General features: G+C 57.5%; 13 protein-coding genes. 8 read left to right on the forward strand and 5 right to left on the reverse strand.

Going from position 1 to position 15,462, the window contains the following annotated elements:
* Positions 1–1,146 carry a glycosyltransferase family 9 protein gene (locus PQR63_RS04965; protein ID WP_408166164.1) on the forward strand — a complete coding sequence of 382 codons (1,146 nt, stop codon included), beginning with the start codon at positions 1–3 and terminating at the stop codon, positions 1,144–1,146.
* Positions 1,147–1,169: 23 nt separating this feature from the next.
* On the opposite strand, the gene PQR63_RS04970 is transcribed toward PQR63_RS04965, so the two are convergent.
* From PQR63_RS04970 to PQR63_RS04990, 5 genes are all read right to left on the reverse strand, one after another.
* Entirely contained in the window at positions 1,170–2,210 is a 1,041-nt protein-coding gene (locus PQR63_RS04970; protein WP_408166166.1) for a glycosyltransferase family 9 protein, read from the reverse strand.
* Between the two features lie 45 nt (positions 2,211–2,255).
* Positions 2,256–3,239, reverse strand: coding sequence for a glycosyltransferase family 8 protein (locus tag PQR63_RS04975; protein ID WP_408166769.1), 984 nt, complete (start codon positions 3,237–3,239; stop codon positions 2,256–2,258).
* Between the two features lie 35 nt (positions 3,240–3,274).
* Positions 3,275–4,387: a glycosyltransferase family 9 protein gene (locus PQR63_RS04980; RefSeq protein WP_408166167.1), complete on the reverse strand. Its 1,113-nt coding sequence runs from the start codon at positions 4,385–4,387 to the stop codon at positions 3,275–3,277.
* A 32-nt stretch (positions 4,388–4,419) separates the two neighbouring features.
* Complete coding sequence (gene msbA, locus PQR63_RS04985) at positions 4,420–6,138, reverse strand: lipid A export permease/ATP-binding protein MsbA (protein WP_408166169.1); 1,719 nt, start codon at positions 6,136–6,138, stop codon at positions 4,420–4,422.
* A gap of 342 nt (positions 6,139–6,480) precedes the next feature.
* The gene (locus PQR63_RS04990) at positions 6,481–7,059 is read right to left on the reverse strand and encodes a helix-turn-helix domain-containing protein (protein WP_408166171.1); all 579 of its coding nucleotides are present in this window, start codon (positions 7,057–7,059) and stop codon (positions 6,481–6,483) included.
* Between the two features lie 299 nt (positions 7,060–7,358).
* Between PQR63_RS04990 and PQR63_RS04995 the strand changes: the two genes are divergently transcribed.
* From PQR63_RS04995 to PQR63_RS05025, 7 genes are all read left to right on the forward strand, one after another.
* A complete protein-coding gene (locus tag PQR63_RS04995) occupies positions 7,359–8,726 on the forward strand; it encodes an LLM class flavin-dependent oxidoreductase (RefSeq protein ID WP_408166173.1) in 1,368 nt (455 codons plus the stop codon).
* 151 nt (positions 8,727–8,877) lie between these two features.
* Positions 8,878–9,372: a flavin reductase gene (locus PQR63_RS05000; RefSeq protein WP_094565094.1), complete on the forward strand. Its 495-nt coding sequence runs from the start codon at positions 8,878–8,880 to the stop codon at positions 9,370–9,372.
* Positions 9,373–9,395: 23 nt separating this feature from the next.
* On the forward strand, positions 9,396–10,649 hold the full coding sequence (locus PQR63_RS05005; RefSeq protein WP_408166175.1) for an MFS transporter: 1,254 nt from the start codon (positions 9,396–9,398) through the stop codon (positions 10,647–10,649).
* Between the two features lie 36 nt (positions 10,650–10,685).
* Positions 10,686–12,116, forward strand: coding sequence for an NAD-dependent succinate-semialdehyde dehydrogenase (locus PQR63_RS05010; RefSeq protein ID WP_408166177.1), 1,431 nt, complete (start codon positions 10,686–10,688; stop codon positions 12,114–12,116).
* A 266-nt stretch (positions 12,117–12,382) separates the two neighbouring features.
* Positions 12,383–12,601 (forward strand): DUF3311 domain-containing protein, encoded by a 219-nt coding sequence (locus PQR63_RS05015; RefSeq protein ID WP_408166178.1) that lies wholly within the window; start codon positions 12,383–12,385, stop codon positions 12,599–12,601.
* A 1-nt stretch (position 12,602) separates the two neighbouring features.
* Positions 12,603–14,102 carry a sodium:solute symporter family protein gene (locus tag PQR63_RS05020; RefSeq protein ID WP_408166180.1) on the forward strand — a complete coding sequence of 500 codons (1,500 nt, stop codon included), beginning with the start codon at positions 12,603–12,605 and terminating at the stop codon, positions 14,100–14,102.
* 94 nt (positions 14,103–14,196) lie between these two features.
* Positions 14,197–15,405 (forward strand): M20 aminoacylase family protein, encoded by a 1,209-nt coding sequence (locus PQR63_RS05025; RefSeq protein ID WP_408166182.1) that lies wholly within the window; start codon positions 14,197–14,199, stop codon positions 15,403–15,405.
* Positions 15,406–15,462: the final 57 nt, after the last annotated feature.

A 15,462-nucleotide genomic window follows, 5' to 3' on the forward strand; every position in this document is an offset into this window, starting at 1 on the left:
ATGAGCACTCAATTTGTACCTCCGGAGCTATTACAGAAAACGGATAAAGTCTTGTTCGTCGCGCATCTGGCGATTGGTGATTTCACCTACATGGAAGCCTGTTTCAAGGCTTTTCATCAAGCTTATCCCCATATTCAGATCGATATCTGGGTCGACGAAGTAAGGCGGACTTACGATTTCAGGCAATGGCAAGGTCTGAAAAAGTACTCGCTGTTCGACTGGCTGGACGCGGTGCCCTATTTCGGGACGATATACAAAGAAACCTATAGCCCGTTCGTTATGCTGCGCTCATTGTTGCGAGCCAGATCGCAGCAATATGCGCTGGTTGTGTCGTTTGGCCTGTCGCACCGGACGTTTTATGCGCGTCTGATCAGGTGGATCAGCGGCAATGGATTTCTCGCCGCTATTGAAAATCGTTACAAGCCTCCCCGGCGTTATCGCCCACCGAATATTTTTAAGCATTGGGTGTTTGCGCGACTGAATGCGCGTTTGCCAGAGCGTCCGAAAAACGCGGAGCATGTCAGTGAAGTCTATGCTGGCTGGTTTCGACAGCTGTTTGGATTGGATATCAGCCATATTGACCGTTTTCCTAGTCTGGCCATTCCGACCGTCTGGAGTGATGATGCAACGCGTCGTTTGCAACAGTGGGGCATATCAGGAAAAGACCAGCGTCAGACGCGCTTAGTATTTGTCAATCCGGTTTCCAAGCAGGATGTACGATGCTGGACGGTGCAAAAAGCGTTGGAACTGATAGACGAAATGCGTAAGCTGGAGCAGTGGAGTGAAAGTGACTTCATCCTCAATACGGTTCCCGAGCAATGGGATGAAACCAAGGCCATCTTGGAATCCCATCCCTTGCGCTCGAAAGTACGCTTGTTCAGTGCCACCGATAATTTTTTCCAGTTGCCGGCAATACTCAGTCAGTGTGATTTAATTATCTCGGTCGAGACGGCGGTAATGCATCTTGCCAATGCGGTCGGAGTTCCCGTGATCGCCTTGATGCGACAGCATACGCCCGAATGGATGCCGATCGACAAGAAAAACAGTCGGGTCGTCATGACTCTTGAATACGATGACTGTGTTCAGGATATTAGCCTGTCGCGCGTCATCGAAATCTTGCCCAATGCCGCCAATATGACATGGTAGTCGGTACCTGATGTTCCTCTTGGTCAGGCGGTGATTCGGCGCTTTTCCTCAATCCAAGCCTGCACGATCTCCATCACTGCTGCTGGCGTTATCGCCAGCATGCAGGCGCAAGTTATGTGACCTCGGTTGCGGCAAGCAGGGCATCCTTCCCCGCCTATGCTGAGATTGCTGGTACGGGGGCCAAGTGCGGCCCAACGGCCCAGATGCATCGGACGTGCAGGTGGAAACAAGCCCAGTGTGCGCGTCCCCAGTGCTGCCGCCAGATGTAACGGGCCGGTGCCGCTGGCGATGAGGCCATCGGCTTGATTGATGAAGCTGGTCAGCTGTGTGAGCGTTTGTGTGCCGCAGATGTTGCTCACGTTGGGTAAGGCTAGCAATTCACGGGCATGTTGCTGCAACCATTCTCCCTCTTTGGCGCTGCCGGTTAACCAGATGTGTACATCAGTTTGCTGGCGTAGCTCTTGCGCCACTGCGAGAAATGAGGTGATTGGCCATTCTCTGCCATGGCCGTTGGATTTTGTATGCAGAATCAGGTTGAAAGCGTGCGGTGCCAGCAGTGCGCTGCTGGCACCATCTTGTGGAACACTGAAATGATATAAGGCTGGTATCTGCGAGCGATCCGGTATTTCTGTCAGACCATACGGGCGCAGAAATTCGAAGTTGATTTGCGCTTCGTGGTTGTCGGTCTGTCCCTTGCTGAAATACACCCGGCGGTTGCAGTAAAGGAGTTGATATATTTTCTGTCTGGCATTGGCGATGCGATGAGGGATACGAGCCCGGAAAGCCGCATTGACCAGCGGATGGTCCGGTTGCGCCAGAATCACCGTGTCGATATCAGATTGCTTCAGATAGCTGAATAGATCGTCTTTAATACTCTCGATTTCGACGACATCGTCGATGTCGTCGCAGTAGCGGACAACCTCAGCAGCATAAGCGCGGCAAAGCAGCGTTATTTTTACGCCTGGGTTGAGTTGCTTGAGCCGTGCGGCCATGGGCAGCGTCAGGATAATGTCGCCGATGTTGTCCTGGCGGCTGATGAGGACGTGCTTGCTAGTGATAGGCATAACTATTGGTAGAAAAATCGATTGCTATTGACACGTGCGCTGCGCTTATTTCGCGGCGCGCTTGCGCAGATAACGGATGTACCACTTCAGGCTTTCCAGCGGTCGTCCCTGGCGATACATGAAGCGCGAGTGCATGCGCATTTCCTTGGTGTTCTTTGGCTCGGGATCAAGCGGCATATCCGACCACGGTGATAGAGACAAATACTTGCGGAACATGTGGCGCGCATCGTGTCCGCTCCAGTCGGTCCATGGCTTGACGGCGCCGGCGAAGTGAATGAAGACCGCCTTGCCGACCGGCCGCATGGCGAATTTATTCACGTTCAGATCATGAATCAGGTCGTAGAGGTAATTCCAGCGCGGCGAGATATAGCGGGCGCGGCCATTGAGCACGATATTGAGTGCATCCTGATCGTTGAAGCGCATGTCGGTCTTGCTGTCGAGCAGCGCGTCCAGCGTCTGCTGCGTGATGTCTTCACTGATCCATTTTGCGATATTGATGAAAATCACGCCGCCGTTGAAGTATTGATTGTGCTTCAGGCCCAGTGCGGCAACGCGACGTTGCAACGTGACCGGCGCATCCGGCACCACCACCGCGATGTCCAGGCTGATGTCCATGTCGACCAGTTCGTCGAGCTTGTTGACACACAGGATGTCCGCGTCCAGATACAAGACACGGTCAGTTTGTCCCTTGAGCACAGTCGGGATCACCAAGCGTGTGAAGATGGACAGCGAGTAGTGCGAATGGCCGAGGAAGTGCGAAAACTGCGTGAACGACGCCAGATCGAGCAGATGTAATTGCGTGCTGACCGCATACATGTCTTCCAGCTTTTTCAGGCGACGCTGATGGTCTTCCGTTACCTCAAACGCCAGCACGTGAAACGTGAAATGCTGGCCGGGATTGTTGTCGATAATGGAGGCAATCGTGCCGCCCATCGCGCGGAAGTAGTTATTGTCCACGCAAAAGGCGATGTGGAAGGATGGTTTGCCGTTGCTGCCGATGGCAGGTGCGACGGCTTGCGTTGTTTGCATTGCTTGCAGATCCACGGGTTGATTCACTGGTTCATTCATTGCATGGCTTTCATGACTTGTTCGACGCTGACGGCCTTGACCCAATCGCCGCGGCTTGGGGCTGTAATGACGGTGCTGTTGGCGCGGTCGATCGGGACCCACTCCGGATTCTTCTGACGCATCAGCGCAATCACAGGTACGTGCACGGCGTTAGCCAGATGCATCACGGCGGTTTCCACCGAGATGATGAGGTCACATCGTTCCAGGATCGCCGGCAGCTGGAAGAAGTTTTCTTCCGCGCTGAACAATTCCGTGCGTTCCAGCTTATAGCTGCTGATGACTTGTCGTGCATGCGCCAGTTCCTGCGGCACGGCATTGACGATGAAACAGCTGTCGCGCCATTTGTCCTGCTTCTTCATGGCGATGATCAGCTCGGCGACATGCTCCAGCGGCCAGCAGCGTTTCTTGGTTTTGGCATAAGGATTGATGAATATCAGCTTTCCCTGATTGCCTTCGGTATTCCTGAAACCCCACGCTGCCAGTTTCTCTTGCGCATACTGTTGCCATTGCGGCGGGATGTCGACAAAGGGAAAACGTTCGGCCGCATCAACTTCCAGTCCGCTGAGCTGATGGAACCAGTGCGCGTAGACATCGCTGATGTGCTGTGGATTGCTGCGGTCGACGGTATAAGGTGGAATCGATGCGTTCAGCTTGCGATACGCCAGCTGATGATGCGGCTGGTAAAACTTCACGCGCTTCTTCATGCCGATGACCAATCCGTCAGGGCTGATGCTGCGCGCCAGAGCTGCATACAGATGCGGGCGCAAAGTCGCGAGCGAGACGACGATGGGGTAATGCTCCTGCTGCGCTTCCTTAATCGATTCCTGATACAGCGCAGGGCTGTAGGTACGGGTATAGATCTTGTTGAAGAACGGGCAGGCGGCGACCCAGTCGTACAGCGAATATTTTTGCAGATGCTTCCATTGCGATTCGTCGCTGGTGCGGCGCACTTCATCCACCCACAAGTCGACCTGCACATGCGGATTGGCGTTTTTGAAGGCCTGGAAGAAATTCTGCAGGTAGGTGAAATCGCCCAGCGCCAGATGGGCGATGAACAGGATCTTGTCCGACTTTTTCAGTAACTCTGTAGGAATGAGTGTCTGGGGCATGGTTGAGTATTCTTCCTGATACTTCGCTATCGTCAAGTCGCTTGTTGCGAGAATTGTAAACGGTAGAGGTTGGCGTACACACTTTCGTTAGCCAGCAATTTCTGATGGTTGCCGACTTCAACGATCTGGCCGTGCGACAGAACGACGATGCGGTCGGCACGTTCAATCGTTGACAGGCGGTGTGCGATCACGAAGGTGGTGCGGCCTTCCATCAGCCGATCCAGCGCAGCCTGTACGGCGCGCTCAGATTCGGTATCAAGCGCCGACGTAGCTTCGTCGAGGATCAGGATAGGCGCATCCTTGTAGATGGCGCGCGCAATCGCCACGCGCTGGCGCTGGCCGCCGGACAGGCGCGAACCGTTGTCGCCGATGCGGGTTTTCAGACCTTCCGGCATGCCTTCGACCACATCGGTCAGATGTGCTGCAATGACTGCTGCGCGTACGCGTTCCGGATCGGGTTGCGCGTCGCCATAGGAGATGTTGGCCGCCAACGTGTCGTCGAACAGCACGGTGTTCTGGCTGACCATGGCGATTTGCTGGCGCAGGCTGGTCAGCGAAATCGATTCGATCGACTTGCCGTCAAGCAGGATCTCACCGCTTGTTGCGGAGTAGAAGCCGGGGATCAGGCTCACCAGTGTCGACTTACCGCCGCCGGACATACCGACAAAAGCGATGGTCTCACCCGGCTGTACGTTCAGATTGATGTTCTGCAATGCCAGCTGCGTGTGGCCGGGATAGGAGAAGTTGACATTGACCAGATCCAGTTTGCCGGTGCTGCGGGCAGACAGCGTTTCGCCGCCGGTGCGCTCAATCGGCTTGTCGATCAGGATGTAGACCTCTTCTGCCGCAGCCATGCCGCGTTGCAAGGGGCCGTTGATTTCCGCCAGTTGCTTGAGCGGCGCCAGCAGCATCAGCATCGCGGTCAGGAAGGAGACAAAGCCGCCGACGGTGATCTGGCCGTTGCCGGACTGGATCAGCGCCATGACGATCACGATCGCTACTGCGCAGGCGGTCATCAATTGTGTAATCGGTACAGTGGCCGAAAACGCAGTGGTCATGCGCATGGTGTAGCTGCGCAGGTTTTCGGCGCGCTCGTGGAAGCGGCCTTTTTCATAGTCATGGCCGCCGAACACCTTGATGACCTGCTGGGCGCGGGTGGTTTCTTCGATCACCTGAGTCAGTTCGGCGTTGACCGCGAGCGAGTCGCGATTGAGTTTCTTGAGGCGCTTGCCGGTGGTGCGCACGACGATGCTCACCAGCGGCAGCAGCACCAGCGTGACGATGGTCAGCACCCAGTTCAGATACAGCAGCCAGGCCAGCAGGCCCAGCACGGTGAGCGACGAACGAAGGACGGAGGTGAACACCTTGGTCACCATGTCGATGATCTGCTGCACTTCGAACATCATCGAATTGATCACCTTGCCGACCGTGTTGGTGGCATAGAAGTTGATCGGCAGGTCGAGCATGCGCGCAAACATCTGGCGTCGCAGTTCATTGAGGATGCGCGTTGACACCCAGGTCATCATGTAGGAACTGGTGAACGTCGCGACGCCGCGGATCAGAAAGATGCCGATGACGGCAAGCGGCACCAGCCACAATGAAAACGTCGGTTTTCCAACGAAACCCTTGTCCAGCAGCACTTGGAAGATATACGGCACCACCGGCTCGGTCGCCGCGGTAACGATCATGGCCATGAACGCGATCGCCAGGCGTTTCCGGTAGGGCCAGTGCAAGGCGACGAGCCTTTTCATATTGGACGACAAAAGCATGTTGTTCCTTACTGATTACTGCAATTAAAAATGCGATGGGCGATCATGCCACGGCTATCGGCTCGTGGGTGCGTAAATCGGTGCGCCCAGATCATCCCTGATTCCTCTGAATTGCCTCCTGAATGCGCCTGCAAAAGCGCGGCCCGGCTACAAAACGGGGAAACCGCACATTGTAATGCAAGGGCAGGGCTAGTTGACCTGCGTCGCATGTAAAGCGGAGGGGAATATGTTTGTCTTTGTTGCAACTTTTTGACTGTGCCACATCATCCGGCAGCTCACAAGTCTGCCGCACGATGGCCGGTGCACTCTTGGTATGCGTTGCGATTAGCGACGTACGAGTGCAATCAGGTATTTGCAGGCTTTATTGCCGGGATTGGTAAACACGCAGTCCATCGGTGGCCCAAGCTGGAGGCAGTCGCCCGGGTTGAGCTGGTGTTCTTGCTCGCCTTCGCGGAACAGCAGGCGGCCTTCCACCATCAGTATCTGTTCATGCTGAAAGGTAAAGGCGCTGGCTGGATAGGGAACGCTGACCTTGGGCGGCAGGATGATTTCCAGCAGCTCCAACATGCCGCCGGCGGGTGGCGACAGAGTGCGGCGGGTATAGCCGGTTTCGGGATCGGTCCAGACGTTCTGATGCGCGTGCTGGTTCAGGCGGTTGCCATTCTGTTCCGCCAGCGACAGCAGCATCGACAGCGCCAGGCCGAATGCGCCTGACAGGCGGCCCAATACAGTGGCGGTAGGGCTGGCTTCGCCGCGCTCAATCTTGCTGATCATTGCCTTCGATACGCCGGAGCGTTCGGACAATTCTGCCAGGGACCATCCTCTGCTTCCACGCTCGATCTTGATACGGGTGGAAATGGCCTGGGTGGGGTCTTCTGCAATGAGGGCGTGGGAGGTATTCAAGCGAGTGGACGATCGAGGTCGGTAAGGTCGGGATTATAACCGCTGCACCTGACTGGGGAAACCTGGATCGGCTTGCGCACCACGACCGGGCTTGATCCGGATCAATGTGGGGCATCTCGATTTAGTCTAAAAAATATGCAGAATATTCTTGCATAGTGTATTTTTGTCCAATATAGTAAACGACAGATAAGCAGAAAAAATACGATGCAGACCCACCTGATGGATTGGGGTTGCGTCGGTTTGCAGCGACAAAAAAGCATAACGAAGCTTTAAACAGCATTCACTATCGAGGAGACAGGATGTCCAAGGAAATCCATTTCAACGCATTCGACATGAATTGTGTTGGGCATATTCAGCAAGGCCTGTGGCGCCATCCGCGCGATCGTTCCGCCGACTATCGCGACATCCACTATTGGATGGACTACGCAAAAAAGCTCGAGAAGGGTTTGTTCGACGGTATCTTCTTCGCCGACGTGGTTGGTGTCTATGATGTGTATGCAGGCAACCCGGACGCTGCCATCCGCGGCGCCGTGCAAGTACCGGTCAACGATCCGACCATGCTGATTCCGGCCATGGCGGGTGTCACTACCCATCTCGGTTTCGGTGTCACCAGCAACCTGGTCTACGAATCGCCGTTCCTGTTTGCACGGCGCATGTCCACGCTCGATCACCTGACCGGCGGCCGCGTCGGTTGGAATATCGTGACTGGCTATCTGGACAGCGCGGCACGTGCGATCGGCCTTTCCGGCCAGATGGCGCACGACGACCGCTATGATCTGGCGGATGAATACATGGAGCTGGTCTACAAGCTCTGGGAAGGCAGTTGGGAAGACGGCGCCGTGCAGGTCAATCGCGCCGACGGTTTCTACGCCGATCCGTCCAAGGTGCACGTCATCCATCATCGTGGACGTCAGTATCAAGTCGACGCCATGCATCTGTCGGAGCCGTCGCCACAGCGCACGCCTGTGCTGTATCAGGCCGGCTCCTCCACACGCGGCCGTCAGTTCGCCGCCACGCATGCCGAGTGCATCTTCGTCAACGGTCAGAGCAAGGACGGCGTCAAGAACATCGTGGACGATATCCGCGCACAGGCCGTGGCATTGGGACGCGCTGCCGCCGACATCAAGGTCTTCCTCGGCGCTACCATCATCACAGCCAAGACGGAAAGCCAGGCCAAGGAAAAATTCGCCGAATACCAACGCTACGTCAGTTCGGAAGCCGCGTTGGTGCATGCCGCCGCCTCCATGGGCATCGACTTCGCCAAGTACGACATGGACGAACCGATCGAAACCGGCAAGAGCCAGGCGATCATCTCCAACGTCGAAGCCATGACCCGCAGCGCCGGTCCGCAATGGACCAAGCGCAAGCTGCTGGAGCAGATGACGCTCGGCAGCCGCCAGCAACCACTGGTGGGATCGGCAGAGCAGGTGGCCGATGCCCTGATGGGCTGGTCGGAGCAGGCCGGTGTTGACGGGTTCAACCTGTCGCGCACCGTCGTGCCGGAGTGCTTCGACGACATCATCGAACTGGTGGTGCCGATACTGCAGGAACGCGGTGTCTACAAGACCGCTTACAAGCAGGGGCCGTTGCGCGAGAAGCTGTTCGGTGCGCCGCGTCTGCCGGGTAGCCACAGCGCCAATCAGTACCGGATTCACCCGAAGCCGTAACACCGGGCAAGGCCCGTTCTCCCGATCAATGATTCTGCCGGCGCATCGCCTAGCCACGATGCGCCGCGGGAGAGCCTGCGTCCAAAGAACCAAGCATCAGATTTCAATCGCGTAGTCCGTTCCACCGGTTCCACCCTAGAGAAGGCCCGTCATGATCGATAAAGCCATTTTTCGCGAAGCCATGTCCAGCTTCGGCGCCGCCGTCAACGTCATCACCAGCGATGGTCCTGCAGGCCTGGCCGGATGCACGGTATCCGCTGTCTGCAGCGTCACCGACGAGCCGCCGACGCTGATGCTCTGCATCAACCGCGACAGTCGCAACAACACCATCTTCAAAGAGAACGGCGCCTTGTGCATCAACGTGCTGTCGGCCAGCCAGCAGCAACTGGCAGTGTTATTTTCGAGCAAGGGCGTTGACGTCAAGGAACGCTTCCTGTCCGCTGAATGGGAGCGCCTCGACACCGGCGCCCCGGTGCTGGTCGATGCGCTGGTCGCACTCGATTGCAAGATCGATTCGGTATCGGAAGTCGGCACCCACAGCGTGTTCTTTTGCTCGGTGCAGGCAGCGCGCAGCAACAAGGGCATGGAGGCACTGATTTATCTGGGTCGCAATTTCCATCGTTTGCCGACTGCACTCGCGGCCTGACAGAACTGAGTAAGAGATTGAACGTGAAATTAAACACCGGTGCATCCACCATGCCGTCTCACCAGACCACTGTGTTACCCGGCAAGATGCGTTCTCTGTTCATCCTGCTGCTGTGTGAAATCGGTGCGATGGCGGTGTGGTTTTCTTCCGTCTCGGTGGTCGCCACGATCAAGCGTACGCAAACTATCCCGGCGTTGGATCAGGCACTCCTGACCAGTTCCGTGCAGTTTGGTTTTGTCGCCGGCACGGTGATCAGCGCCTTGCTGTCGCTGGCGGATCGCTACGATCCGCGCCGCCTGTTCATGGTCTCTGCATTGGTTGCGGCAGCGGCCACCGGTTTGCTGGCGCTGCTGCCGCCGGTCGGGCCGGCTGTATTTCTGCTGCGCTTCATCACCGGCATGTGCATGGCTGGCGTGTATCCGGTAGGGATGCGGCTTGCCGTGACGTGGGCGCAGCGTGACATGGGTTTGCTGATCGGTTTGCTGGTGGCGGGACTGACGTTCGGTTCGGCCAGCCCGCATCTGCTGGCGGCCCTGGGCGGCATCGACTGGCGCGCTATTTATGCAGCGGCGGCGGCCTGCGCGGCTTTGTCCGGGATCTGCATTCTGTTCTGTGGACTCGGTCCTAACATGGCGCGTAGCAGCCGCATCGATTTTAACTACATGGCGCAGGCTTGGCGCAATCCGGCGATTCGCCTGGCCAATCTGGGTTACCTCGGCCACATGTGGGAGCTGTATGCCATGTGGGCCTGGCTGGCTGCTTTTCTTGCGGCGAGTTTTGCGGCAGCAGGTATGGCGCGTGCGGATCACTTTGCCAGTCTGTGGACATTTGCCGCGATTGCCATTGGTGCTGTTGGTGCCGGCGGCGGCGGTTGGCTGGCGGATCGATTCGGACGCACCACGCTGACCATCGCCGCGATGGCGACCAGCGCCTGCTGCGCGGTACTCATTGCTTTCCTGTTCGGCCTGACGCCCTGGCTGGTCGTGCCTGTCGCGCTGGCATGGGGGATTTCAGTGATCGCCGATTCTGCGCAGTTCTCCGCGAGTGTGGCTGAGTTGGGGGAGGCGTCCATGACAGGCACGCTGCTGACGGTACAAACCTGCGCCGGATTTCTGTTGACGCTGGCGAGTATTCATCTGGTGCCGGAAGTGGTGGCATGGGCAGGCTGGCGCGCCGGCTTCTGCATGCTGGCGATCGGTCCCGCACTTGGCTGCATTGCCATGTATCGCCTGCGTTTGCGGCCAGAGGCAATACGCCTGGCAAGCGGAAAAAGATAGTAAAGAAACATAGCCCCAACAACATAAGGTCGAGCCATGAACAACTATCCTGAAATTCAATTTCTGATCAACGGCAACTGGATACACTGCGCCGGCAAGCCCATACTCAATCCGGCCGATGAAAGCGTGATCGGCAGCGTGCCGATGGCGACACCGCTGCATCTGGAACTGGCGCTGCAGGCGGCCGATGCAGGCTTTCATATCTGGAAGAACATGGCGCCCGCCAAGCGTGCAGAAATCATGCTGCGCGCCTGCGACCTGATGCGCGAACGCGTCGACACCATCGCCGCCGCGATCACGCTGGAGCAGGGCAAGACACTGGCGCAGGCGCGTGCCGAAGTGTTGCGCGGCTGCGATCTGATCGCGTGGGACGCCAACGAAGGACGCCGTCTGTATGGCCGCCTGATTCCTGCCGAACCAGGGATGCGGCATACCGTATTCCGCGAACCGGTCGGCGTCGTTGCCGCGTTCACACCGTGGAATTTCCCCTTGAGTTCACCGGCACGCAAGGTCGGCGGTGCACTGGCCGCAGGTTGTTCGATCATCCTCAAGGCGGCGGAAGAGACACCTGCAGGTGCTGTCATGCTGGCGCGTGCATTTACCGATGCGGGTTTGCCGCCGGGCGTGCTCAATCTGGTGTTCGGCGATCCAGCGCAGATTTCAGAGACGCTGATCTGCCATCCGCTGGTGCGGCTGGTGACTTTCACCGGCTCGACTGCGGTCGGCAAACAGCTGGCATCAATGGCAGCACGTCACATGAAACCGGTGATCATGGAACTGGGTGGACACGCGCCGGTAATTGTCTGCGAAGACGCCAATCCCGAGCTCGCGGCAACGGTCTCGATGCAAGGCAAGCTCAACAACGGCGGCCAGGTGTGCGTGGCGCCGACACGCTTCTTTGTCCACCGCGCCATCTACGACCGTTTCGTGGCCGCGTGTGCAGCTTTCGGTGAAAAGATCCATGTCGGCGACGGCATGCGCGAGGACGTGCAGATCGGTCCGGTCACCAACGTGCGCCGGGTGCAGGCCCTGGATGCGATGGTCGACGATGCGCTGCTGTATGGCGCGCGCGTCGTGTGCGGCGGCAAGCGCTTGCCCGGCGCCGGCTATCACTTTCCGTTCACCGTGCTGGCCGATGTGCCGGTGACGGCGCTGGCAATGCGCGAAGAACCCTTCGGCCCGCTCTGCCTGATTAGCCCGGTAGACAACATCGACGAGGCCATCGACAAAGCCAACGCTTTGCCCTTCGGCCTGGCCGGCTATGCCTTCACCGAATCGGCTAACTATGCGTACAAGCTGTCGACCGAACTGGAAGTCGGCAATCTGGCCATCAATCACATGGTGTCCGCCGTGTCGGAGACGCCCTTTGGCGGCGTCAAGGACAGTGGTTACGGACGCGAAGGCGGCACCGAAGGACTGGAGCATTACACCCACGTCAAATCGGTCTCGCACAAGTTGTTGGGCTAGGCCCTGTTTTTAGGCTCCCTTCTTGGCGCTGTTCTTGCTGTGGAGGAGACGCGATGTAATCCGTCTGTGTCCTTCTGTTTTGTTCTGTTCCGTTTTGCATTTTTAGTTGTTGAGTTTAGTTCGTCAGTCCGGTTCGCCAGTCATCTGCGCTGGGAACCTTGCAGTCCATCGTCGCCTGTTTCTGCTGCTTGCACGTCGTTATATCGGCGGCAGACCACGCTTGTTGTCGTTTGCATTTGTCAATTGTCAATTCAAGGGGGGATTCAATGAGTGCAGTTAGGTATCTTGCGTTAGTGCCCGTGGCATCCGTCATGCTCGGGCCTTTTTTCGCCAATCGTGTCACGCCGTTTTTATTCGGCCTGCCGTTTTTGCTCTCGTGGATGGCGCTGTCGCTGGCGATGACCTCGGTGGTGATGTATATCGTGTATCGCTTCGACCCGCGCAATGCACCGGGCTATGTCGAGCTTGGCGAACAAGGAGAGTGACATGAATATTTCCCTCATCCTTATTTTCGGCACGATGCTGCTGGCCTTGTGGCTCGGCGTGCGCGCACAGCGCGGCAAGGACATGAGCCTGGAGCAGTGGACGGTGGCTGGACGCGGTTTCGGCGCCGGGCTGGTGTTTCTGCTGATGGCAGGCGAAATCTACACGACCTTCGTGTTTCTCGGCGGTAGCGGTTTTGCCTACGGCGTTGGTGGTCCGGCGTATTACATGCTGGGATTCGGCAGTCTGAGTTTCGTGCTGTCCTACTGGTTGCTGCCGCCAATCTGGCGTTTCGCCAAGACACACAACCTGCTGTCGCAGCCAGACTTCTTCGCCAAGAAATTCAACAGCCCCGCTCTCGGCATTCTGGTAGCGCTGGTGGGTGTGGTCGCGCTGATGCCTTACCTCGTCCTGCAACTCAAGGGCCTGGGGATCATCGTGAGCGTGGCGTCGTACTCCGGCTTGAGCTCGACACAGGGCGTCTGGATCGGTGCGATCGTGACCGTGATCTACGTGATGGTTTCCGGCGTGCACGGTTCGGCATGGACGTCGGTATTGAAAGACTTCCTGGTGTTGGCGGTAGCGATCTTCCTCGGTTTGTATCTGCCGTGGCATTACTACGGCGGTATCACGCCGATGTTTGAAGCGATCGAACATGCCAAGCCTGGTTTCCTGGCCTTGCCTGCGACCGGCAAGAGCGCCGTGTGGATGACCTCCACCGTGCTGCTGACAACGTTGGGCTTCTACATGTGGCCACATATGTTCATGGCATCCTTCACCGCCAAGAGCGCACAGAACCTGCGCCGTAATGCTTATACGCTGCCGATCTATCAGATGATGCTGTTGTTCGTGTTCTTCGTCGGTTTTGCGGCGGTCTTGCAGATTCCCAGCCTGACTGGCCCTGATATCGATCTGGCGCTGTTCAAGATTTCGCTCGCGACCTTTGATCCATGGGTGGTCGGCATCATCGGCGCTGCCGGCGTGCTGACGGCGATTGTTCCCGGCTCAATGATCCTGATGGCGGTATCGACACTGCTGGCCAACAACGTCTATCGCGCCTGGCGCAAATCGACAGGCAATGCGGCGGCCGACAATCAGCATATCGGACGCGTCGCCAAAATGGCCGCACCGCTGGTGATGCTGGCCGGTCTGTGGTTCACCCTGCAAGGTGGACAAACCATCGTGTCGCTGCTGCTGATGGCGTACAGCCTGGTCACGCAATTGTTCCCGGCCTTGCTGGCAAGTCTGTTGCCATCCAAGCCGGTGAGCAAGGCGGGCGCCATCGTCGGCATTCTGGTGGGTGAGGCAACCGTCGCGGTTCTGTCGATCACCAAGATGACGATCGCTGATCTGCTTCCTTTCATTCCCGATGCGCTGAAGGACACCAACGTCGGCGTCGTGGCGCTGGCGTTGAATGTGATTGCGATGGTGCTGGTCTCTGCCGTGACGCGTTCCAGCGCCAAGCAAGGAAGCGGGTCATTGCAGGCTGATTCGGTGGCATAAAGTTGTAGCGGCGCGGCAAAAGGGAGAGGGAAGATGATCGTGAGATATCTTCTTTTTTACCGCGCCGTTTTTTCATGATTTCAATTTCATTACCATGACCTCTATTGACGCTCCGGCTTTTTTCGACAGTCAGATGCTGCGTGCCATGATTGCCGCCAATCTGCCTTTTTTGAGCAGCTTCCGGCGTGATCTGCATCGCCATCCTGAGCTGCGTTTTGAAGAGCATCGGACTGCCGCCGCAGTGGTCGCAGAATTGCAGAACGCCGGCTATACCGTGCGCCAAGGTATGGGTGGTACCGGCGTGGCTGCCACGCTCAAGGGGCGGCGAGACGGCCCGGGAATCCTCCTGCGGGCAGACATGGACGCCTTGCCGATCCGTGAAAAGAATGTCTTCGCGCATAGCTCCACCTGTGAAGGCCGCATGCACGCCTGCGGTCATGATGGTCACACCACGATGCTGCTGGGCGCGGCCTTGCTGATGAAGACGCTGCCGGCGCCCGAGTGCGACGTGCATTTCGTATTTCAGCCTGGCGAAGAAGGCGGTGCCGGTGCACGCAAGATGATGGACGACGGTTTGTTCGATGAATTTCCGACGGCGGCGGTATTCGGCATGCACAACTGGCCGGACTTGCCGGTCGGTCAGTTTGGGTTGCGTGTGGGCCCGATCATGGCCGCCGGCCAGCGCTTCCGGATTACCGTCAACGGACGCGGCGCACATGCCGCGCAACCGCAACTGGGCATCGATCCGATTCCAATCGCCTGCGCCATCGTGCAACAGTTTCAGACACTGATTGCGCGACACAAGAGTGCGGTCGATCCCGCTGTGATCTCGGTGTGCATGTTCAATGCCGGCGAAACCGACAACGTCATCCCGGACAGCGCCGAACTGCGCGGTACGGTGCGTACCTTGTCATCGTCCCTGTTGAAGAAATTGCAAGGCGAAATGGCGCGTATCGCCGAAAGCATTGCTTCCATGCACGGCGCCAAGGCAGTTCTGGATTTCTTTCAGTACTACCCGGCAACGGTCAATACCGCAGTCGAGGCCGCTTTTTGCAAGCACGTGCTGGAGTCCTGTTTCGGTGCGGAGCAAGTAGATGGCGATGTACAGGCCAATATGACCTCGGAGGATTTCGGCTTCATGCTGGAAGAGCGCCCTGGCGCGTACATCCTCATCGGCAACGCCGCGCAGGGAAACAACCACCGGCTGCACAACGCCCATTACGACTTCAATGACGACGTCATCGCCTATGGTGTCGAGTACTGGATACGCTTGGCGCAAAGTTACTTGCCGCGGGGTGAGTGACAGCGCCACTTGCCTGCTGTACATCGACTCTGATAGAAAATCTGTACTCTTGAGAGC

Source organism: Herbaspirillum rhizosphaerae (genome assembly GCF_046025915.1).
In the GTDB taxonomy this organism is placed as follows: Bacteria; Pseudomonadota; Gammaproteobacteria; order Burkholderiales; family Burkholderiaceae_D; genus Herbaspirillum; species Herbaspirillum rhizosphaerae_A.